We start from the raw sequence: 21,951 nt of genomic DNA on the forward strand, positions 1-21,951 counted from the left end.
TCCTTCGAAATGGGATGAGTCTGTCGAGCATGGTGCGACAACAGGGCTATCTGGATCGGACAGCCGGCGCGCCGGGAAATAAGCGCACGCCTGATTGAATTGATCAGACGTTCAACCGCCTGACTTCTTGGCTTTGAATCCGCGCTTGATCAGTTCATCGATGAGCAATTGAACATGGTCGCCCTGGATCTCGATCACGCCTTCCTTGAGCGAGCCGCCTGTACCGCAGCGACGTTTGAGTGCGCTCGCCAAGTCCTTCAGCTCAGCTTCGGCAAGTGGCACACCTGTAACAGTCGTGACCGTCTTGCCACCCCGCCCTTTGCTTTCCCGGCGAACACGAGCGATACCGTCGCCTTCGGGTATCGTGGTCGTCTTGCAAATACAGGCATCCAGCGGTTGACTGCAACCTGGGCAGTGGCGCCCCGCGTCGGTGGAAAACACCAAACCGCCAAGGCCGGAAAGGGACGTGGTTTTCTTGGCCACACACAACCTCTTGAACACAGAAATCGGCGCGACAAGACTCAGCGCCACAAAGCCGTTCAATTTAACAGCAAAACCAGCGCACTCGAAGGGCTGCGCAGCGCTTTGCTGCAAACACCGCCGAATAGCACGACAGCACCGCACGGAGTGATGAATGCGGCGTTCAGACTGCTGAAAAACCCGCCGCTCTGCTTCTTGAGTGTCGGCTACTCATACGTAACGACAGTGTTGTGTGAGGTTCAACCCGCGCAGAATGCCGATGCGCCTCAGAAAGGTGTAGATGTCGGACATGACGGTCCAACGAAACGACGCGCCCGACAATCGAACCCAATCAGCGCCGGGCTGGTCATCAATGCACAGTGCACACCAGATCCTTGGCAAGACCAGAATCAGAGTCGACCAGCAGGAGCGTACGGCCCGGGATCGATGCAAGGCAACCGATCCAGCATCAGATCGGTCAATAGCTCGCATGAAGCAGGTGCCAATACCAGCCCGTTTCGGAAATGTCCGCAATTGAGCCAAAGCCCTTCGCGGCCCGGCACCGGCCCTATATAAGGAATGCCCTCAGGCGAAGCAGGACGCAGACCCGCCCAATGCTTGACCACTGTGGCATCAGCCAGCCCAGGAAGCAGCTCAATAGCCGTCTCTCGGAGGCTTTCCAGGGCATCTTCGGTTGGCGTCTTGTCGAAACCGACATCCTCCAACGTACTGCCCACGAGAATGTGACCATCACGCCGCGGAATCGCATAACGCCGCTTGGCCAGCACCATGCTCGGCAGGAAATTTTCGGCGCACTTGAACAAGATCATCTGCCCCTTCATGGGCTTGACCGGAAGCTCGAGCCCCAGTGTTGCAAGCAGCCGCCCACTCCAGGCGCCCGCCGCGACGACAACCTGCTCGGCACGCATCTCGCCCTTCGCCGTTTGCACGCCGACGACTCGCGCACCTTCATTAATGAAACCGCTTACAGGGCAATGTTCGATGATCGTGACATTGGGCAGCTTCGCCAACGCTGCACGCAGCGCCTGCAATAAACGAGGATTACGGACATTGGCGACGCCTGGCATGTACACCGCACTTGAGAAACCATCGCCAAGCGAAGGCACAGCGGTATGTACCTGCTCCATGTCTACGGGGTGCAGCGGCCGACCATGGCGGCGTGCCCAGGCCAGGGCTTGGTCTTCATCTTCTAGATCCAGCCAGTACAGCCCAGTCTCATGAACCTCCGGATCGACCCCGCTCTGCTGCTTCAAAGCCTTGCCGAGCCCCGGGTAGTAGTCCTGCGACCAATGCGCCAGTGCTGTAATCGCTGCACTATAACGCCAGGGGTATAGCGGCGAGACAATACCGCCACCGGCCCAGGAGGCTTCGGTGCCGGCGCTTTGCTGATCGAGCAATACTACCGAGGCGCCCTGTTCGGCGAGCTGCAGTGACGACAGCATACCAATCACGCCCGCTCCGACTACACAAATGGTCACTGATATCTCCAAGCGATGATTAATGCCTGGAATGTTACCAGCAGCGCGCAGTAGAGTCGGCGGGCGCTGAGGTCGCAGCCGTGCGAGCACCCGTATTGGAAAGCGTGAACGTCCTACAGCTGGTATCGCCCAACTGCGTGCCGGCGGCAGTGGCCGTGAGAACAAACGTAGTGGGGTTGATCACCGCCGTAAGCGCGTAGTGCCCCTCAGCCGACGCGTAGGTCGCGTCATAGAGGGTCGCCTCGGCACAATCATCGTGATCGTATCGATTGAAACTAGTGAAGCAGCGCGTCAGTTCCTGAGCGGAGCGGGTCAAAGCCGCCTTCGCGTCGCTTCTGTTGCCCTTCATCACGTACTCACGGTAGTTCGGGTAAGCGATCGCAGCCAGAACGCCGATGATGGCCACAACGATCATTAGCTCGATCAGTGTGAAACCCGCGCTGCGCCCTGCATCAGTAGATCTCTTGAAACTAGCCATTAGCGTAATTGCCTCCAGGAAAGCCGCCCTTCGTTAGCGCCGCCTTTTTCGACGGTGACATCAATCCCGCCCGCAGTGCCACTCGCAAACTTATATTCAATGTCGCCGGCAGAAATGATCGCGGGTGTCTTGATGATGCCCTGCCTGGACTTCTTGCCGCTCATTGGATCACCGTCGACCAGATCGAGGTCATTGATCACGCCATCGCCGTTCACGTCGAAGACCGCATAAGCAAGACGGCCCCCGCTCCAGGCGTCAAGTTCCATTAGCCAGCTGTCGCCGCCAGCCGAACAAACGCTTTGGGACGGAATGACAGTCGGGAAAATGATCCGGCCATTGCGCAATATCGGCGCGCTCACCACCCGCTCGCCCTGCCTGCCAGTGGTTCCGCTCATGCTTGGCTTTATCAAGTCCAGATACCAGCCGGATTTGCTGCTGTAGTCGACCGTGGTGTTGGAAACCTTGCGCAATGACAGCGAGCCAACGTTCTTCTCCAACAAAATGGTCTGTGCTACCAATGAGCTACGGGCATCATCATTCGCCTGAGATATCTTAGCGTCAGCATCAACAAGCCCGTAGAAGCTTTCCACCCTGGACGTATCGGGCGGGGTCGGCACGACCACATCGTCAGGCATGAAATAACTTCCAGTCCCGAAGAAGACCATCAGACGGTTGCCGTCCGGGTTGTAGCCCAGCTCGGGAACTGAGGTGATGGGCTGCGCCTGGCTAGCAGCGTTTTTTGCTTTAAAGAGCGGAGCAGGTGTACTGCCACTTTTGTAAGCCACCTTCCAATCGTCTCGAGTCGTCGAGTTATTACGTGTGAAAGCGAATTTCCACAGGTTTCCTGTGAGGTCGCCTGCATAAGCCTGGATAAGGGTCCGCTGCGCATTGGCTAGCAAGGCAGGCCCGGACAGGCCGTTTGCTGCTGCGCTAGTTGCTGTCGCGATGGCAACCCGATCCGTCGCAGAAGCCAGGTTAACCACCAGCAGTTTTGCCTGTTCATTCTGACTGTTATAACCGTTACCAAATACAGCACCCCAGGTGCCATCAGGGAGACGGCCGATAATACCGGGGCTCATGACATTGCCTATGTCCGCCCAATTGGCATCATCAAGCTCAAACAGAACATCGGAAGGCCTGAAACCGGTACCGGTGCCTGCGTTAGTCAGATCCAGTGCGAATACGCCACGATAACCTGCTCCGTAGCTTCCGATCGCAATAGTCCGCCAGGAATCGTCGATGTAGGCGTCGCCGATGAAAATCTGGCCATCAACAAAATAGCGATGCGGATTGGATACCATTCCGTAGTCTGGTGCGGTGATCTTGCGTATATCGTTGAAGACTTTACTAGGCATGTAGGCGAACGCCTCTACGCCTGTCGTGGCGTTAAACGCATGGAGCATTCCGTCGTTAGCGCCAACCAACAGTAGAGGGGCCTTGTCTGCCTTCGCAGCCACGTAGGTCGCATATGAATCGGCACCCGGCGTACCTGAAGGCAGCCGGCTATACCCATAATCCTGCGCGCCAACGAACACTGGGTCGGAGTTGACGACATCACCTAGCAGATACTTGCGTTTACGTAAATCTCCAGCAGGTTGCTCATGATCTCGGACCCCTTTAAGCCAAGCCAGTCGTCTCTGCCCAAGGGTCACTTGCGCCGCAGTCAGGGTTTGGCTGCTAGCTCCAGCCAAGGCCGCCTTCTGGGAACTGTTCAAAGAGTCCCATTCAAGATTTGCTCCGCCGGTGCCTGTCCAGGTCACGATCTTGCGGTTGCCTGGCGACGGTATTTTGCCAGACTGATTGGTATCCCACGCCACGACACTGATGTCTCCCCCCGCCGCCACTCGGTACGCCAGAAGCTGACCACTCCAATCGTTGCTGTCGAAACGGGCCTGATAGATCAGCGTCTCCGTATCTAGCCGTGTCGAGTTGGTGGCGACCGACGCAGACGAGGATGCTGTCGCCGCAACCTGTTCGAAGGCTTTCGCCAATGACGCTTCTAGTTGAGCTGGGTTGCTGGCGAAAAAATAGGTATCTGGGACGCCATCACCGTCCGCGTCCCACTCGTCCACCGTGTTGGGCTTACCATCATTATTGATGTCCTCGAAGCCGCCCCACTTTGCCGCGTAGTGCAGCGGTTGCTCGAGCGATTTGGCTGAGGTGTTGCCAATCACGTAGGTACGAGCGGTGGCATTGGCTACGTCGCACCGCCCGTCAGTTCCACTGCTGCGGCAAGAGCCCGACGCGTCGGTGCCGGCACCTGGGTTAGGGTCCGTCGGGAAAGGGAAGCCATTAATGCCGGAATGCACATGGAACCCGTCCGACTCGGTACCGCCTATGACATAACCAAAGCCCATTTTGTCGCCCGTGGATTGGGCCATCACTTGGCTGGTGACACTGATCGTCGACCCTGAAATGGAATAATCAATTACACCCCACATGTCTTGGTCGTAGTCGCCGCCCTGCTCGCTGTCTTCCCAATTGACATAGAGCTTCCCTTTGGAGCTGGAAGCCTCAACGACCTTGAAGTCCACGATGGCGCAGTTGCCGTTGATAGAGCTGTTCTTACAAGCTGGCAGAATGCTTATTTTCTTTCCCTGCCCCAGAGGAATTTCGACCTTGGGCACCGCGGGCGACAAAGCAACGCCGTAGGTCTTAACCTTCTGGTTTCCGGAAAGCGCGGGTAACAGATCATGCGTACGGGCGTAGTGAGCAAGGCCGGCTATTTTATACGTCCCTTCCAGCCGGGGCGCATCAGGGCAAGTACCGGATGCGTCCGAAAGGTCAGCGATGGTCTTCGGCGTGCACAGCCCATCGGTAGAGGTGCCGGATTTCCCAATAAAGAAGGTGCCTCCAGTGATCGATTCTCCGGCTCCCACTGTATTGGTGCTGTTGGTCGGCGCGCCCAACGTTGACAGGTTGTCACCATCGTAAGACGTAGTACTTGCGTTGAATTGAATGATGTTCAAGGGCGCGCAAGAGTTTTCGCTGGTTATCGGAGCGCTCCAGGCGGCAGAACTCAAACCGCTGATTTTGTCTGGATTTGACACAGCGAAGCGAGGCGAACCTCCAGACAAGTAGCTGAGCGATTCTTGATAGATCTCAGCTTGCGGATTACCCCAGTTAGTGCATTGACCGTCATTAAAGGACGACTTTCCCCAACTGCAGTTATCACCGCTACCGCTATTGTATGTACCATCCCCAAAATCGTAGCCATAAATGGTCAGTTTGTTGAGCATACTGATGATCCCACCGGTGGCAGGCGCAGTTAGAAATACGCCCGTCTCGGGGTCTATTTCATCATTCATGCTCGACACGTTCTTGCGCAACACACCACCGGATTTATTCTTGCTGTATGACCCTGTCATCAAGCCGAATTTAATTAGGTTGCTATCGCCATATGTCTGCAGCAAGCCAATTGGCTTCAGAGAAGTACCGGTGGCTGAGTTGTAGGCCTTGCATTTTTCGCTTCCAAGCATGGAAGCGCTGGCACAGACCTTTACCCGAACGTTGAAATCGCCGCCATCCGACGAGTCGCCAGGCTTCGAAGGACTGCTGGAATAAGCCTTGATTCCGGTCTTGCTCGCATCGTTGCCGTTGCTTTTGTTTTGCTCACCTGACCATCTGCATTGCCAACGCTCGTTCGCTGCCCAAAGTGAGTAATTGCCTTTCACTACGCGCATTAGCGGTGCACTAGTGGAATTATGCGAAAAGCCGCCGGACTCTACTGTCGTGTTACAAATAGTTAGACCTGCGGCAGAAGATTCGGAAAAATCTCCAACTGCGACGCCAACTAACTTGGGCAAATCGGAGCCACGGTAATACTTTGCGAAACTATGCGCATCGTTTGGCAAAAAAGCGCGTTGTAGAACTGTCTCAGTTGTCGAATCGGTAGAGCGAAGCCCGCCATAGAGAATCTTCCGGACTGCATCGATACGGGTCATCGTGGCCCAGTTCAGGAAATTTCCCGCCCACTGCCCAGTCGTGGTTCCGCTGTTACAGTACCTATCAGCCGTCAAGCTGGCCGGTTCGTAACGTCCGCTGCTGTATACATAACATTTTTGGGTATCGAAATAACCATAGTAATCAATCTGATGATTGTAAGTAGTGTCAAGCACGTCATCCTTGTTCACATCCGAATAATCATCGTACGCCTTGTAGAAAAGCTGATGATCTTTGGACATATTCAACATGACGATTGGCGCCACGGGCGCATTCAGAAACAGCGGCACGTTGCTCAGGGTTACCGCGCTAGCGGAAGTCGCTATTGAACCCACCAGCACAGCACTGACGCACGCCTTAAGCGCAAACTTTGAAATCCAGTTTTTCATGCTTGTTCCTTGAATCAGCGCTTGAAGGTCGATTGCAGTACGACGACAGAGTCGCCTGTGCCGCCACCGGCGCGGCTGGTCACGCGATATACGCGGGACAGGGTGTCCTCACCAAACTTAGCACTGTTGCCGGTCGTGGCTGCAGGCAATGCTGGAAGGAGTTCAATGACATATTGCGGGTTGGGCACACCATAGTTGAGGGTCGCCGTGACCGCCGGACTTGCAGCCCAGTTGAATACAGTTCCGCTCCCGCACGACCACCAAAAACAAGGGTCGCCCGGACGGGCAACCGGCGCTGCAACAGGCGCGGTAATGGTGGCTTTACGTAACTCGTTTTCACCCGCACGCAATCCGGCCTCAGCGACCTGAAATGCTATATTGCGATCGCGCATGTTACCTGCCATCGATTCCTGTAAATTCGAGTCCTGCATACCCGCAAGACCGATGATGGTTAGAAGTAACAACATAATCAGGGCCACTATAAGAACAGCGCCGCGCTGATTGCTCGCTGAATTTCCCATGTTCAAAGTCCTAGTCCAGACGGCTGCGAATACCGATAGTGGATACAAAGACCTGTCTTAAACGACGGTCCTGGGTACCTGACGACGGGTTTACCGTGCTTCCATTGAAAGTGATTTGTTGGGGCGTTTCGACAATATTGTCGTCGTTGCTTTGCAATAGCAGCGCGACGCGAACACTGGTGACTTTCGCCCAGTTGGCTACGTGCGTGGCTCGGTCTGCGTTTGAAATAGAGGCTGCCGTCACGTAAGAGTCCGGCACACCATCGCCGGACGTGTCGTATCCATAGGTGATTTGCATGTCTTGAATGCCCTCGACCAGCTCCACTGGGGCACTGGTGCCGGCACGCTGATACAGCGCTCGCCTCCCTGCTGGGTTCTCACCGATGAAATAAGCCAAAGTGCTAACGCGCAGTAGCTCGGATTCAACCCCAAATACCTCTTCAGGCGGTGCTGATGAGCCCCCCCAACTAGCAGGCGACGCGTTGCCAGGGCCAGGATTCACTGCGGCCGCATGCACTACTAACGCAGCAGAAGCCCCATCCGCGTTCAAGTTGGTCACTTGAAACACTCGACTTTTCGCGCAATCGGAAATCATCACGACATCATTCTGGCAAAGCGAGCCGTTGGCTGTGCAATCAGGCCCGCCATCCTCTCCAGCGATAACCGGGGAGTTCGTTTCGGCTCTAAGATTGCCACTGCTGTTATTCGCTTTTATCCCAACATCGCCAGTGAAAGCCCCACGGACAAACAAGAGGTCTGTTCCGGCGACCGGCGTAACAGTAGATCCCCAGCCAGAGATAGTGCCTACGTTGTTGAGCCCCTCAACAGGCATCTCGAAGTCGAACAAAAGCTTATGGGACGCAGTCGATGGATTGATATTTAGTCCATTATGCAAGCTGCTGTTAGCTCCACTGGCACAACCTGCATAGCCAGCCATACGTGTATCACGGCTTAAGAAATCAACTGCGAGGCGTCCATTTTCCTGTATTCGCGAAAGCGCATCTTGCGTTGTATATACGCGCTTGCTGCCTAGGAATATCTGTAACACGCCAGTCATTAATACCAGACCAATGACCATTGCGATCATCAGTTCAACCAGAGACAGCCCTGCTTGGCCTCGTTTCATAATTAAATCCGTGTCTGGTAATTGAATTCGTACGTAGCCCCATCCGCTTCCTGCCAAGTCACCCGGACGCTGCAGAGCGTTACATCACAACTGACCTCGCCGTCTCCGGCGGGCAAGCTGCCAGCTAGCAACCCAAGCCAATCGACAAGATCTTGCGCAGCCAAAGTACTTCCGCTAGGTGCAGATGCCGATAGTGAAAGGTTATATGCACCCGCTTGAGCATCGGCTCGATTGATCCGCATGCGGTCAATCATGTCGTAGGCCAATACGTTGGCCTGCGAACGCAAGTAGGCCCCTTGGTTGTACTGCAACCCCCTGGCCTGCAACGCTGCTAGCCCAATCAAACCAACAGAAATAATCACCAGCGCAATCAACACTTCAATCAAGCTGAAGCCTGAGCTTCCCTTCTTAGAATTCATTCGCATACAGTTCCTTTGCATATGCTAGTACGTCCCGCCAAGCCAATCTGGACGGTGCGCGCGCGCTCGGCCGCCGCATTCGCCAAGCTAACGTCCCAGCTGAAGACATCAGTGCTGGCGGACGCTCTGGCGAGGGTTCCGATACTTGTGTAGCGCACCCAGCCTCTTCCAGTAGCCCCGCTACGCCCGGTGACCGTGCTTGCTGACGGCGGCACGTCGGAGATTCGCAGCAGGTTGGCTGCAACGTACACGGGCGTAGCCGTATCGGACGCTGCGGAGTCAACAAAAATGAGCCATCCCGCCGACCAATTTCCGTCCGCGTAGTCGCAATTGTCGCGCGCAGCATTTGCTCGGCAAATCACCACTCTACGGCTTCGCTTGACGGCCTCGGAACGCGCATAGGTCACTGAGGTAGTAAGATCATTGATGAGCGAGCTGAGCCGGACATTCCTGACCGACTGGGACAATGCAGGAACCGCTGCAGCCAATACGATCGCAAGTATCCCTATGGTGATCATCAGTTCGATCAGGGTAAAAGCTTGTTGATGGCGTCGCATTTATGGATTCATCCCACTATTTTGATTTGCATCTTAGGAAGGCGCGAACCTAAAGTCTGCCCGGCACGGATGTGCGGCTAATCTAGGACGATGGTCGGTCGTGGTAGGAAAACAACGCAAGGACGCATGCGATGAAACCCAGCGGATTCACATTATTCGAGCTTCTGATCACGCTTTCTGTCTTGTCTGTCACGTTATTGGTGGCAGTACCGCAGCTTCATGATTCGCTTGTAAAGGCAGAAGTTGAAGCCACGTCCAGGCTGCTTCTTAGCTCAATTAGCCAAGCGCGACATGAGGCAATCAAACGCAACGCCTTTGTGGTCATGCAGGCCACGGGCGGATGGGAGCGAGGCTGGGTGATTTTTATTGACCGGAACCAGAATGCGCAACAGGACGCTGGCGAGATTTTGTTGTTCAGCCACTCAGATGAATCGAACCTTCAGATTCAGGGTAATAGCGCGTTATCAACATATATTGGCTACATGGGTTCCGGACGCACCAGACAAGCATCGGGTGCATTCCTGGCCGGCAGCATCCTGGTCTGCAGCCCAAATCGCACTAGGAAGATCGTTGTGAATGCGGGAGGCCGTGCTCGCATGGAAGAACTGGCGGAAAACGGATGCTCCGACTGATTACACTGCCTTTAGCCGCAACTCCTTCGGCATCGAGAACGTCACGTTCTCGGGCCGGCCATCAAGCTCGTCCATACCCGTAGCACCCCACTCGCGCAGCCGGTCGATCACCCCAAGCACCAACACCTCAGGCGCTGAAGCGCCAGCGGTGATACCGATCCGATCGACGTTCTCAAACCATTCGCGCTTGAGATCTTCCGCGCCGTCGATGAGATATGCCGGCGTGCTCATCCGCTCCGCCAGCTCGCGCAAACGATTGGAGTTCGAACTGTTCGGGCTGCCCACGACCAATACCAAGTCGCACTCAGCCGCGAGCTGCTTGACCGCGTCCTGACGATTCTGGGTGGCGTAGCAGATGTCATCTTTACGCGGGCCACCGATACTCGGGAAGCGTGTGCGCAAAGCGTCGATTACACGGCTAGTATCGTCCATCGACAGAGTTGTTTGGGTGACGAACGCCAGGGCTTCCGGGTTGCGTACTTGCAATTCAGCAACATCCTTTTCGTCTTCCACCAGATAGATCGAGCCGCCATTGGCCGTATCGTACTGCCCCATGGTGCCTTCTACTTCCGGGTGGCCTGCATGGCCGATAAGGATGCATTCGCGCCCTTCCCGGCTGTACTTGGTCACTTCCAGATGGACCTTGGTCACCAATGGGCACGTAGCGTCAAATATCTTGAGACCGCGCCGTTCCCCTTCCATCCGCACGGCCTGGGACACGCCATGAGCGCTGAAGATGACAATGAAGCCGTCCGGCACCTGGTCCAGCTCATCGACGAAGACAGCGCCACGCTCGCGCAGGTCCTCCACCACAAACTTGTTATGCACGACTTCGTGGCGCACGTAGATCGGCGGCCCGAACACCTCAAGCGCACGGTTGACGATTTCAATGGCGCGGTCGACACCGGCACAAAAGCCACGCGGATTGGCGAGTTTGATTTGCATGTGGGTTCTCGACGCTCTGGGCGGGTGAGTTGTGGAGTGTACTGCTTGGTCAGGTGCAAGAAGCGAAACCGGTACCAGCACGCTGGCGGTGGTTAACACGCCTAACCAACGACTTTGGTCTGCAGAGCAGCTTGATTAGCCAGCCGATACTCAGACCGGCTTAACCTCGAATATTTCCACGTCGAATGTCAGCGATTTGCCGGCCAGCGGATGGTTGAAGTCCACGGTTACCTGACGATCATCGAAAGCTTTGACGATCCCCGGCAGCTCCGTCTTGGCTGCATCATTGAAGATCACCAATAGCCCTTCGGACAGCTCCATACCTTCGAATTGATTGCGCGGCATGGTTTGCACGTTCTGCGGGTTGTGCTGGCCGAAGCCCTGTTCCGGGACAATCTGAAAGGTGCGCTTGTCACCCGCCTTGAGCCCGAACAACTGCTGTTCAAAACCGGGAAGCAGGTTACCGTCGCCCACTTTAAAGGTAGCCGGCTGTTTATCGAAGGTCGTGTCGACCTGCTCGCCGTTTTCCATACTGAGCGCGAAATGTAGGGTCACCTGCATGTCCGGCCCGATGCGCTGTTCAGTCATTTACCGTTTCTCCCGTTTTACTGCTACGGAACATATCCAGCGCCAGCATCACAGCGCCAATGGTGATAGCGCTGTCGGCGATATTGAATGCCGGGAAGTACCAGCGGTTCTGCCAATGCACCAAGATGAAATCGACGACATGTCCAAGTACGACGCGATCGTAAAGATTGCCGACGGCGCCCCCCAGGACCAGCGCCAAGGCTACGGCAAGCCAGGTCTCGCCGGTTTTCAAGCGCTTCATCCAAACCACCAGCACGGCGCTGACGCCGATGGCGATCAATGCGAATAGCCAACGCTGCCAGCCGGAGTGATCGGCGAGAAAGCTGAAAGCAGCGCCCGTGTTGTAGGCCAGCGTCCAAGCGAAATAGTCAGGGATCACTTCGACCTTCTGATACAGGCTGAAGTTGGCCTCGAAGTAATGTTTGGTCGCCTGGTCCAGCGCAATCACCAACACGCTTAGCCACAGCCAGGTGAGCTTGCCGAAACGCGAGGTCATGCCGACGCCCTCGAAAGCGCGCGGCGGGCTGCACTCGCGCTAACGTACCGTATGCCGTCACGCATGGTGGCGAACCTCGCCAGCGCCTTCGATATTTTCAATGCAGCGACCGCAGATCTCAGGATGTGCCGCGTGAGTGCCGACGTCAGGCAGGTGGTGCCAGCACCGGCCGCACTTGGCGTGGCCGGTTTTGCTGATCTGCAGCTTGAGACCGGGCAGCTCGCTCTGCACGGCTTCGGCTGGCGCTTCGGCGAGAGGCGCCACAGTCGCAGCCGACGTAATCAGCACAAAGCGCAATTCGCTTCCCAGTTTCGCCAGGTCGGAAACCAGCGCGTCTTCGGCGTACAAGGTGACCTCGGCCTGCAGATTGCCACCGATGGTTTTCGCGGCCCGCTGGGTTTCCAGCTCCTTGTTCACCGCCGCTTTGACCGCCATGACCTTTTCCCAGAACTCGCGACCCAGTTCGACATCACCTGGCAGTTCGGCAAGCCCGGTGTACCAGGTGTTGAGCATCACCGACTCGTTGCGCTCGCCCGGCAAGTACTGCCAGATTTCATCAGCCGTGAACGACAGAATTGGCGCAATCCAACGCACCAACGCCTCGGCGATGTGATACAGCGCGGTCTGGCAGGAGCGGCGCGGCAGGCTGTCGGCGCCGGTCGTGTACTGACGGTCCTTGATGATGTCGAGGTAGAAACCGCCCAGTTCCTGAACACAGAAGTTATGCACTTTCTGGTAGACGTTCCAGAACTTGTAGGTGCCATAGGCCTCTTCGATTTCCCGCTGCAGCAGTAGGGCACGATCGATAGCCCAGCGGTCGAGGGCGATCAGTTGGTCGGCCGGAACCTGATGCTGCGCCGGATCGAAACCGTCAAGGTTGGAGAGCAGGAAGCGCGCAGTGTTACGGATACGGCGATAGGAGTCTGCGCTGCGCTGCAGGATCACCTTGGAGACGGCCATTTCACCGGAGTAATCGGTCGAGGCCACCCAGAGACGGAGAATGTCCGCGCCCAGGCTGTCAGTGACTTCTTGCGGCGCAACGACGTTGCCCAGCGACTTGGACATCTTGCGGCCGTTCTCGTCGACCACGAAACCATGCGTCAGCAACCCCTTATACGGTGCGTGCCCGTCGATAGCCGAGCCGGTTAGCAGCGAGGAGTGGAACCAGCCACGGTGCTGGTCGGAGCCTTCCAGATAAAGATCGGCGCGTGGGCCGCTTTCGTGGCCCATAGGGTGCGAACCGCGCATCACATGCCAATGGGTGGTGCCGGAATCGAACCAGACGTCCAGGGTGTCGCTGATCTTCTCGTACTGCGCTGCTTCGTCGCCCAGCAACTCGGCTGCATCCAGCTTCGACCAAGCCTCGATGCCTCCCTGCTCGACGCGCTGCGCGACGGCTTCCATCAGCTCCACGGTGCGCGGATGCAGCTCGCCGCTTTCCTTGTGCAGGAAGAACGGGATCGGCACGCCCCATGTCCGTTGACGGGAGATACACCAGTCCGGACGGCCGGCGATCATGCCGTGCAACCGCGCCTGGCCCCAGGCCGGAACAAACTCAGTCTGCTCAATGGCATCCAACGCGCGACGACGCAGCGAGCTGCCGTCATGCGCCACTTTATCCATGCCAACGAACCACTGCGCCGTCGCACGGTAGATCAGCGGCGTCTTGTGCCGCCAGCAATGCATATAGCTGTGCTGGATCGACTCGTGCTTGAGCAGCGCACCGACTTCTTCCAGCTTCTCGACGATGGCCGGGTTGGCCTTCCAGATGAACTGCCCGCCAAAGAATGGCAGGTCCGATACGTATACGCCGTGGCTCTGAACGGGGCTGAGAATGTCATCATTCTCCATGCCGTAATGCTTGCAGGAGCGGAAGTCGTCTTCACCGTAAGCAGGTGCCGAATGGACGATACCGGTTCCTGCACCGGTTTCTACGTAATCGGCCAGATAGACCGGCGCGAAGCGCTCATAGAATGGGTGACGGAAGCGGATGAGCTCCAGTTCGCTGCCCTGGCAGCGGGCGATGATCTGACCCTGCAGGTCATAGCGCTGCAGACAGGACTCAACCAACTCTTCGGCGAGAACGAGCAGCTTGTCGCCGGTATCGACTAAGGCATAGACGAAGTCGGGATGTACGTTGAGCGCCTGGTTCGCCGGGATGGTCCAAGGCGTGGTGGTCCAGATAACGATGCTGGTCGGTTTGGCCAGTGCTCCGACACCAAACGCAGCCGCCAGCTTGTCCGCGTCCTCCACCTGGAAGGCTACGTCGATGGCATCGGACTTCTTGTCTTGGTATTCGACTTCCGCCTCGGCCAGCGCCGAACCGCAATCAAAGCACCAATTCACCGGCTTCAGGCCCTTGAAGACGAATCCACCTTCGACCATTTTCGCCAGCGCGCGGATTTCCCCGGCTTCGTTCGCAAAGTCCATGGTGCGGTAGGGATTGTCCCACTCGCCCAGTACGCCGAGGCGGATGAAGTCAGCCTTCTGCCCTTCGATCTGCTCGGCCGCGTAGGCACGGCAGCGCTCGCGCGTCAGGTCGGCCGGCTGGTTCTTGCCGTAGGTGATCTCGACCTTGTGCTCGATGGGCAAACCATGACAGTCCCATCCCGGCACGTAGGGCGCGTCGAAACCGGCTAAGGTCTTGGAGCGAACAATGAAGTCCTTGATGACCTTGTTTACCGCGTGGCCGATGTGAATGCTGCCGTTTGCATACGGAGGGCCATCATGCAGGACGAACTTCGGACGACCCTCGCCAATCTGCCGCAGCTTCCCGTACAGGTCGATGCTGTTCCAGCGCTGCAGGGTCTCCGGCTCGCGCTGTGGCAGACCGGCCTTCATCGGAAACGCCGTGGACGGCAGATTGAGGGTCGCTTTGTAATCGGTCATTTCAGTCCTGACTCGTGGTAAAGGGTGAAGCTCGCCAGTATTCGCGAGCCGCGGCGATATCTGCTTCGATCGCCGTCTTGAGCGCCTCCAGCGAGGCAAAGCGCTGCTCGTCACGCAGCTTACGATGAAAGGTCACGCGCAGCAGACGGCCATAAAGGTCGCCTTGATAATTAAGCAAATGCACTTCCAGATGCGGCTGGCCATCGCTTTCGACCGAGGGGCGCATACCGATGTTGGCGACTGCAGGCTGCACTACGCCATCGACTTCTGTGCTTACCATGAACACGCCGCTAAGCGGCGTATTCTTGCGCTTAAGCTGGATGTTTGCGGTCGGCGCACCGAGCTGACGCCCTAGCGCCTGCCCATGCATGACACGACCGGTGATACTGAACGGCCGACCCAGCAGTTTTTCTGACAGCTGTAGATCACCAGCGGCGAGAACCTGGCGCAGCCGCGTACTGCTGACGCGCTCACCGCCCACTTCTATGGTCGTGGCCGCCTCGACGGTAAAGCCTTCCGCAGCACCAGCTTGTAACAAGAAGTTGAAATCCCCGGCTCGGTCGCAACCGAAACGGAAGTCATCACCGACCTCCAGATGCCGAACGCCAAGGCCGTCTACCAGCGTCGCATGTACGAACTCTGCGGCACTCAGCTCGCGCAAACGACGATTAAATGCCAGGCACAGCACCAGATCGACACCCTGTTCACTCAGCAACTGCAATTTTTCTCGCAGGCGGGTCAGCCGAGCAGGGGCCTTGTCCGGGGCAAAATACTCACGCGGCTGCGGCTCGAAGATCACCACGCAGCTGGGGAGCCCGAGCTCGGCGGCACGTTCGCGCAGACGCGCCAGGATAGCTTGATGCCCCCGGTGAACCCCGTCGAAATTGCCGATGGTGGCGACGCAACCCCGATGTCGGGGTCGCAGGTTGTGAAGACCTCGAACCAGCTGCATACCGCACTTCTTGCTTGAAAAGTCGTCGATTATACGCATGAGGCAGCAGTCGCGGACAGGCTTGCCACCCGCGTATGGTAAGGATCAATGACGGAGATGCCGCGGTCGCAAACCGAGCACTACCAAGCCCACCGCGAAAGCGCCCAACCCCGCTACAACCAGCAGCCCCAGCTGCAGCGCTCGCTGCTGCCAGCCCCACGCGAACCACTCGACCGACGGTGCGTTTAGCCACCAGACCATCGCCACCATGGCGGCACAGGCGCCCGCCAACCTCAAAAGGAACAAACCCCAACCCGGAGCAAACAGGAACACGCGCGTCTTATACAGCCCCCAGAACAGCAACCCAGCATTGAGCATCGAGGACAACGAAGTCGCCAAGGCCAAGCCCACATGCTGGAGCGGCCAGATCAGCATTAGATTCAGCACCATGTTGGCGATCATGCAGATGATTGCAATACGCACCGGCGTCTTTAAATCCTGCCGAGCAAAGAAGCCCGGCGCCAGCACCTTGATCAGCATGAATGCCAGGACGCCGAGCGAGTACGCCTCGAGCGCGCTGGCCGACTGCACGACGGCCTCCTCACTCATCGCACCATAAAAGAACAGACTGGCAATCATCGGCTCAGCCAGGATGCCCAGCGCGAGCGCCGCAGGAACCCCAACCAGCAGCACCATTCGCAGCGCCCAGTTCAGCGTGTTGGAAAAAGCCTTGGGGTCATCTCCGGCATGCTGACGAGAAAGGCTAGGCAGGATCACGGTGCCGATCGCAATACCGAAGGCGCCCAGCGGCAACTCCGAAAGGCGGTCTGCGTAATAAAGCCAGGAGACGCTGCCTGTCTGCAGAAACGAGGCAAGAACCGTATCGAGCAAGAGATTGATCTGGCTGACCGACACGCCGAACAACGCCGGCACCATCAACAGCATGATTCGCCGCACCCCCTCGTCTCCGAACTTCACCCGAGGCCGGGGCAGCAATCCCAGCTTGGCAACGTAAGGAAGCTGGAAGGCCAGCTGGGCGAAGCCTGCGATAAACACGCCCCATGCCAACGCCATAATGGGCTGATCAAAGTAAGGTGTCAGAAAAACGGCCGAGCTGATCATGCAGACATTGAGCAACACAGGCGTGAAGCCCGGTACTGCGAAATGCCCGTACGTGTTGAGCACACCGGACGTAAACGCCGTGAGTGAAATCAGCAACAGATAAGGAAAGGTGATGCGCAGCAGCTCGCCGGCCAACTGCATTTTAGCCGGGTCATCATGAAAGCCTGGCGCGAAAAGCATGACCACGTAAGGCGAAGCCAGCACCCCGACTGCGGTGATGCCCGTCAAGATCAGCCCAAGCATGCCAGCTGTGCGGTCAACCAGCAGCTTGACCTCCAGCTGGGTCCGCTTGGTCCGGAATTCCGACAACACCGGAACAAAGGCTTGGGCGAAAGCCCCTTCTGCAAACAGACGGCGCAAAAAGTTTGGGATTTTGAAGGCTATGAAGAATGCGTCAGCAGCGGCACCAGAACCGAAGTAGCTGGCCACTACCATATCGCGTACCATGCCCAGCACCCGTGACAGCAGCGTCATCACGCTGACTACCGCACTGGACCGCAGCAATCCGCCTTTGCCGGATGTATCGGACATTTGTCTTCCTAGAGTTGCAGCGGGAGGGGTTCCGGCCAGTCACCGGGCATCGTCTCGATGGCCAGTTACGACAGTGAAAGAGGTCGCGAGTTTAGCGGCACCCCATCTGTCCGGCCAGTGTCTCGATTGTTCAATCAGTGTTGACAAGAGCCCGCAGCATCGGCATGATTCGCGGCCTTATTTGCTTTGTAATCCCACGTTTTCGAGGAGTTCGACGGTGGCCAACAGCCCTTCCGCCAAAAAACGCGCAATTCAGGCTGAGAAGCGTCGCAGCCACAACGCCAGCCTGCGCTCCATGGTTCGTACCTACATCAAGAATGTGGTCAAAGCCATTGATGCAAAAGATCTGGATAAAGCTCGTACTGCTTACACTGCAGCCGTGCCTGTAATCGACCGCATGGCCGACAAAGGCATCATCCACAAGAACAAAGCAGCTCGGCATAAAAGCCGCCTGAACGGCCATATCAAGGCCCTCGGCGAAGCTGCTGCAGCCTAAGCTGTACGCTCTTGTGAAAAAACCGGCCTTGAGCCGGTTTTTTATGTCTGCGATTCGATGCCAAGGCATCGATCTCAGCGAGCCCAACCAGGCACCTTTATGGCTGAGCCCAAGGCAGTATCGGAATCGCAGTAACGGCGTTCTGCGGACTCCCTTCGATAACACGATCGCTATACACCAGATAGACCAGCGTATTGCGCGCCTCATCGAAAAAGCGCACCACCTGCATGGTTTTGAACACTAAAGACGTCCGCTCCTTAAAGACGACTTCGCCATCCTTGAGCTTCTCGCCCATCCGAATCGGCCCGACCTGCCGACAAGCGATCGACGCCTCGGCGCGATCCTCAGCCAGACCGAGCCCACCCTTTATGCCGCCCGTCTTGGCACGTGACAGATAGCAGGTCACGCCTTCAACCTTGGGATCGTCAAACGCCTCGACTACGATTTTATGATTCGGTCCGAGCCATTTGAAAACCGTATCGACCTCACCCACTTCTCGCGCCATACCGACCGCCGGCCACGCCAGCAACACCATTAACGCTTTTGCCAGTCGCATCAAACCACCTCAGACCAAGATCATGTTGTCGCGATGAATAAGCTCTGGCTCATCAACATAACCGAGCAGCTTCTCAATTTCGTCCGACGGGCGACCAAGGATTCGTTGCGTTTCGGCCACACTGTAGTTCGCCAGACCGCGCGCGACCTCGCGACCATCCAGACCCACACAGACCACCATTTCGCCACGCCGGAAACCACCGTGTGCCGCCTTAACTCCGACAGGTAACAGACTGCGATTACCCTGCTTTAAGGCGTGTACCGCACCGTCATCGAGAACGACCGTACCACGCGTCTGGAGATGCCCAGCCAACCACTGCTTTCGCGCAGCATGACGATTACATTCAGGCGCCAACAACGTGCCGAGCGCCTCACCCGCCTTCAGCCGCGCCAGCACTCGCTCGATTCGGCCACCAATAATGACCGTATAGGCACCAGAGCGCGCCGCCAGACGAGCCGCGCGCAACTTAGTCTGCATACCGCCCCGCCCGAGCGCGCCACCTGTGCCACCCGCCACCGCATCCAGCGCGGGATCATCGGCACGCGCCTCACTGATCAAATTGGCGTTAGGATTATTGCGCGGATCGGCATCAAACATGCCGTCGCGATCAGTAAGGATCACCAACAAATCCGCTTCAACCAGGTTCGCCACCAGGGCAGCGAGGGTATCGTTGTCACCAAAGCGGATCTCGTCGGTGACCACGGTGTCGTTCTCATTGATAACCGGCACCACACCCAGATCGATCAACGTGCGAAGCGTGCTGCGCGCATTGAGATAACGCTTGCGGTCGGAAAGATCATCGTGGGTTACAAGGATTTGCGCAGTTTCCTGCTCGCAGCGCGCAAAGCTGGTTTCCCAGGCTTGTATCAGCCCCATCTGCCCGACCGCCGCTGCAGCCTGCAGCTCATGGACGGCCTTTGGCCTGGCGGCCCAACCGAGACGACTCATACCAGCAGCGACAGCGCCAGACGACACCAGCACCAGTTCGACACCCGCCTCGCGCAGCGCCACCATCTGATCGACCCAGACAGCCATTGCCGCCTGATCCAGCCCGCGCCCATCAGCAGTCAGCAAGGCGCTGCCGATTTTCACCACCCAGCGCCGCGCGCCGCTCACCTTGTCCCGCATCGATCCTGCCTTCCAATCGGTACCCGGCCAAACCACTCAGCAAGCGGCAGTTAAGCCAGCCCGCAACCATTTGCTAGCGACGCCCGCGACGATGCGGGCATGCGTCAACGTACGTAGAAGATCTCAGCACCGCCTTCATCGTCGTCATCATCATCGAAGTCGTCTTCGTCGACCTCGTCGACAGGCTTGACACCGGCACGCCGCAAGGCTCGCTGATCATCCAGCTCTTGCAAGCGAGCACGCGCCTCGTCTTCAATCTGCCGATCCAGCTCGGCAAGCGCTTCCGCGTATGCTGGCTCCTCGGCGATACGCACCGTGCGCTCATCCAGATAGCGCATGATGGCCTGACTCAACGCCTCGGTACCCTCGCGCTCAAGTGCAGAGATAACGAATACGGGGCCGTCCCACTCTAGCCGCTCGACTACCCGCTGAACCCGCTCGTCGTGATCTTCTTCGAGCAGCTGATCAGCCTTGTTCAGCACAAGCCAGCGATCTCGTTGCGCCAGTGCAGGACTGAATTTCTCCAGCTCATTCACGATCACCTCTGCCGCATCGGCCGGATCGCTTTCATCCAGCGGCGCCATGTCCACCAGGTGCAGCAACAGACGCGTCCGCGCAAGGTGCTTGAGGAAGCGAATACCAAGCCCCGCCCCCTCCGAAGCACCCTCGATCAGACCCGGGATGTCAGCGACCACGAAGCTCTTGTAGCGGCCAACACTCACCACCCCAAGGTTCGGCACCAGCGTGGTGAACGGGTAATCGGCAACTTTCGGCTTGGCAGCCGACACCGAGCGGATGAAGGTACTCTTACCAGCGTTCGGCAACCCCAGCAGTCCGACATCCGCCAGCACCTTCAGCTCAAGCTTCAGGTCGCGCGCGTCGCCCGGCTTGCCTGGCGTGGTCTGGCGAGGAGCACGGTTGGTACTGGACTTGAAGCGCGTGTTGCCCAGCCCATGCCAGCCACCCTGCGCAACCAGCAGGCGCTGACCCGCCTTGGTCAAGTCACCGATTACATCCTGAGTGGCGGCATCGATCACCGTGGTACCGACCGGCACCGGCAGGATCAGATCGTCACCCTTGGCACCCGTACATTCAGTACTGCCGCCCTTCTGACCATTGGGCGCATTGAAGCGACGGGTGTAACGGTAGTCGACGAGCGTGTTGAGATTCTCGTCAGCCTCCAGATACACGGACCCGCCATCGCCGCCATCGCCCCCGTTGGGGCCGCCTTTCTCGATGAACTTCTCACGACGGAAGCTCATCATGCCGTTACCGCCGTCGCCGGCCTTTACAAAAATCGATACTTCATCGACGAATTTCATGGGAACGCCTCCCGCCGCAAGGACGGGCTAGAAAACAGGAACATAAGGGTCTTGCAAAACCCAGCGATAGTGAGAGCACAGCAGTGTTTTGCAAGAGCCCTACAGAGGATACAGAAACAAAAAAGCCCCGTCGCATGACAGGGCTTTTCCAGCAACGCCGCGATTAGGCTGCGACGACGCTCACGTAGCGACGGCCAAACTGACCCTTCACTTCGAATTTGATCACGCCTTCCACCTTGGCGAACAAGGTGTGATCCTTGCCCATGCCAACGCCGTAACCGGCATGGAATTGAGTGCCGCGCTGACGCACGATGATGTTACCGGCCTTGATGACCTGGCCGCCGTACATCTTCACGCCAAGACGCTTGGCTTCTGAGTCGCGACCGTTGCGGGTAGAACCGCCAGCTTTTTTGTGTGCCATGAGTTCAATACTCCTATAAGGGGATTCAGGCCCGATTAGCCCTGAATGCCGGTGATTTTGACCTCAGTGAACCACTGACGGTGGCCCTGACGCTTCATGTGGTGCTTACGACGGCGGAATTTGATGATGGTGACCTTGTCATGACGGCCCTGAGCGATCACTTCAGCAGTGACCTTGGCACCATCGACCACCGGAGCGCCGATCTTTACATCGTCGCCGTTGCCGATCAGCAGAACGCGGTCAAAAGTGACGGCTTCGCCAGTGGCAACTTCGAGTTTTTCAATCTTGAGGTATTCGCCTTCGGCGACCTTGTATTGCTTGCCGCCGGTAACGATAACTGCGTACATCTGTGTATCTCCGTTGATCCTGCTCACCCAGCGCTTAAGTGAAATAGTTAGAGGCTGGCATGGCTGCTCGGGGCCGGAAAGGACGCCCTTGCAATTGCGTAAGGCAGGGAAATGCCCAGGGGGAAAGTTCAGGGTCCGCGATTGTACGCATCCACCT

Annotated in this window: 21 protein-coding genes; 2 read left to right on the forward strand and 19 right to left on the reverse strand. The window is 57.4% G+C overall.

The features are described 5' to 3' along the window. Window positions 1-111: 111 nt before the first annotated feature. From ACQKIK_RS05235 to ACQKIK_RS05270, 8 genes are all read right to left on the reverse strand, one after another. Window positions 112-483, reverse strand: a complete 372-nt coding sequence (locus ACQKIK_RS05235; RefSeq protein ID WP_241530248.1) for a translation initiation factor Sui1 — start codon at window positions 481-483, stop codon at window positions 112-114. A gap of 386 nt (window positions 484-869) precedes the next feature. Further along, entirely contained in the window at window positions 870-1,958 is a 1,089-nt protein-coding gene (gene thiO, locus ACQKIK_RS05240) for a glycine oxidase ThiO (protein ID WP_499134977.1), read from the reverse strand. Window positions 1,959-1,992: 34 nt separating this feature from the next. Further along, window positions 1,993-2,436, reverse strand: coding sequence for a type IV pilin protein (locus tag ACQKIK_RS05245; protein ID WP_305852405.1), 444 nt, complete (start codon window positions 2,434-2,436; stop codon window positions 1,993-1,995). Further along, on the reverse strand, window positions 2,436-6,767 hold the full coding sequence (locus ACQKIK_RS05250) for a pilus assembly protein (RefSeq protein WP_499134979.1): 4,332 nt from the start codon (window positions 6,765-6,767) through the stop codon (window positions 2,436-2,438). The genes ACQKIK_RS05245 and ACQKIK_RS05250 overlap by 1 nt, the downstream gene beginning before the upstream one ends. Window positions 6,768-6,781: 14 nt before the next feature. Continuing rightward, the gene (locus ACQKIK_RS05255; protein ID WP_255963046.1) at window positions 6,782-7,288 is read right to left on the reverse strand and encodes a pilus assembly PilX family protein; all 507 of its coding nucleotides are present in this window, start codon (window positions 7,286-7,288) and stop codon (window positions 6,782-6,784) included. A gap of 10 nt (window positions 7,289-7,298) precedes the next feature. Further along, window positions 7,299-8,414: a PilW family protein gene (locus tag ACQKIK_RS05260; protein WP_499134982.1), complete on the reverse strand. Its 1,116-nt coding sequence runs from the start codon at window positions 8,412-8,414 to the stop codon at window positions 7,299-7,301. A 2-nt stretch (window positions 8,415-8,416) separates the two neighbouring features. Further along, window positions 8,417-8,833, reverse strand: a complete 417-nt coding sequence (pilV, locus tag ACQKIK_RS05265; protein ID WP_255963048.1) for a type IV pilus modification protein PilV — start codon at window positions 8,831-8,833, stop codon at window positions 8,417-8,419. Next, window positions 8,830-9,390, reverse strand: coding sequence for a GspH/FimT family pseudopilin (locus tag ACQKIK_RS05270; protein WP_499134984.1), 561 nt, complete (start codon window positions 9,388-9,390; stop codon window positions 8,830-8,832). Before ACQKIK_RS05270 ends, pilV begins: the two co-directional genes overlap by 4 nt. 131 nt (window positions 9,391-9,521) lie before the next feature. Here ACQKIK_RS05270 and ACQKIK_RS05275 point away from each other — a divergent pair, with 131 nt between their 5' ends. After that, on the forward strand, window positions 9,522-10,022 hold the full coding sequence (locus tag ACQKIK_RS05275) for a GspH/FimT family pseudopilin (protein WP_499134986.1): 501 nt from the start codon (window positions 9,522-9,524) through the stop codon (window positions 10,020-10,022). Here the strand turns inward: ACQKIK_RS05275 and ispH are convergent, their stop codons facing one another. The 6 genes from ispH to murJ form a co-directional block, all read right to left on the reverse strand. Continuing rightward, window positions 10,023-10,967 carry a 4-hydroxy-3-methylbut-2-enyl diphosphate reductase gene (ispH, locus tag ACQKIK_RS05280; RefSeq protein ID WP_499134987.1) on the reverse strand — a complete coding sequence of 315 codons (945 nt, stop codon included), beginning with the start codon at window positions 10,965-10,967 and terminating at the stop codon, window positions 10,023-10,025. A gap of 150 nt (window positions 10,968-11,117) precedes the next feature. Next, complete coding sequence (locus tag ACQKIK_RS05285; RefSeq protein WP_127838446.1) at window positions 11,118-11,555, reverse strand: FKBP-type peptidyl-prolyl cis-trans isomerase; 438 nt, start codon at window positions 11,553-11,555, stop codon at window positions 11,118-11,120. After that, a complete protein-coding gene (lspA, locus tag ACQKIK_RS05290; protein WP_241530241.1) occupies window positions 11,548-12,051 on the reverse strand; it encodes a signal peptidase II in 504 nt (167 codons plus the stop codon). Before lspA ends, ACQKIK_RS05285 begins: the two co-directional genes overlap by 8 nt. Window positions 12,052-12,108: 57 nt before the next feature. Beyond that, window positions 12,109-14,940, reverse strand: a complete 2,832-nt coding sequence (ileS, locus tag ACQKIK_RS05295; RefSeq protein ID WP_499134990.1) for an isoleucine--tRNA ligase — start codon at window positions 14,938-14,940, stop codon at window positions 12,109-12,111. A gap of 1 nt (window position 14,941) precedes the next feature. Further along, complete coding sequence (gene ribF, locus ACQKIK_RS05300; RefSeq protein WP_064481479.1) at window positions 14,942-15,892, reverse strand: bifunctional riboflavin kinase/FAD synthetase; 951 nt, start codon at window positions 15,890-15,892, stop codon at window positions 14,942-14,944. 84 nt (window positions 15,893-15,976) lie between these two features. Further along, the gene (gene murJ / locus ACQKIK_RS05305; protein WP_463287187.1) at window positions 15,977-17,524 is read right to left on the reverse strand and encodes a murein biosynthesis integral membrane protein MurJ; all 1,548 of its coding nucleotides are present in this window, start codon (window positions 17,522-17,524) and stop codon (window positions 15,977-15,979) included. Window positions 17,525-17,741: 217 nt separating this feature from the next. On the opposite strand from murJ, the gene rpsT reads away from it, so the two are divergent. Next, window positions 17,742-18,020, forward strand: a complete 279-nt coding sequence (rpsT, locus tag ACQKIK_RS05310; protein WP_003281567.1) for a 30S ribosomal protein S20 — start codon at window positions 17,742-17,744, stop codon at window positions 18,018-18,020. A gap of 97 nt (window positions 18,021-18,117) precedes the next feature. On the opposite strand, the gene ACQKIK_RS05315 is transcribed toward rpsT, so the two are convergent. The 5 genes from ACQKIK_RS05315 to rplU all read right to left on the reverse strand — a co-directional run bounded on the left by ACQKIK_RS05315 (window position 18,118) and on the right by rplU (window position 21,794). Beyond that, complete coding sequence (locus ACQKIK_RS05315) at window positions 18,118-18,576, reverse strand: CreA family protein (RefSeq protein WP_046163885.1); 459 nt, start codon at window positions 18,574-18,576, stop codon at window positions 18,118-18,120. Between the two features lie 9 nt (window positions 18,577-18,585). After that, a complete protein-coding gene (gene proB, locus ACQKIK_RS05320) occupies window positions 18,586-19,704 on the reverse strand; it encodes a glutamate 5-kinase (RefSeq protein ID WP_499134994.1) in 1,119 nt (372 codons plus the stop codon). A 104-nt stretch (window positions 19,705-19,808) separates the two neighbouring features. After that, window positions 19,809-21,026 (reverse strand): Obg family GTPase CgtA, encoded by a 1,218-nt coding sequence (cgtA, locus tag ACQKIK_RS05325; RefSeq protein ID WP_127838440.1) that lies wholly within the window; start codon window positions 21,024-21,026, stop codon window positions 19,809-19,811. A gap of 163 nt (window positions 21,027-21,189) precedes the next feature. Beyond that, window positions 21,190-21,447, reverse strand: coding sequence for a 50S ribosomal protein L27 (gene rpmA / locus ACQKIK_RS05330; protein WP_019339713.1), 258 nt, complete (start codon window positions 21,445-21,447; stop codon window positions 21,190-21,192). A gap of 35 nt (window positions 21,448-21,482) precedes the next feature. Further along, on the reverse strand, window positions 21,483-21,794 hold the full coding sequence (gene rplU, locus ACQKIK_RS05335; protein ID WP_003302133.1) for a 50S ribosomal protein L21: 312 nt from the start codon (window positions 21,792-21,794) through the stop codon (window positions 21,483-21,485). Window positions 21,795-21,951: the final 157 nt, after the last annotated feature.

This window comes from Pseudomonas sp. NPDC047961, assembly GCF_050272435.1.
GTDB lineage: Bacteria > Pseudomonadota > Gammaproteobacteria > Pseudomonadales > Pseudomonadaceae > Stutzerimonas.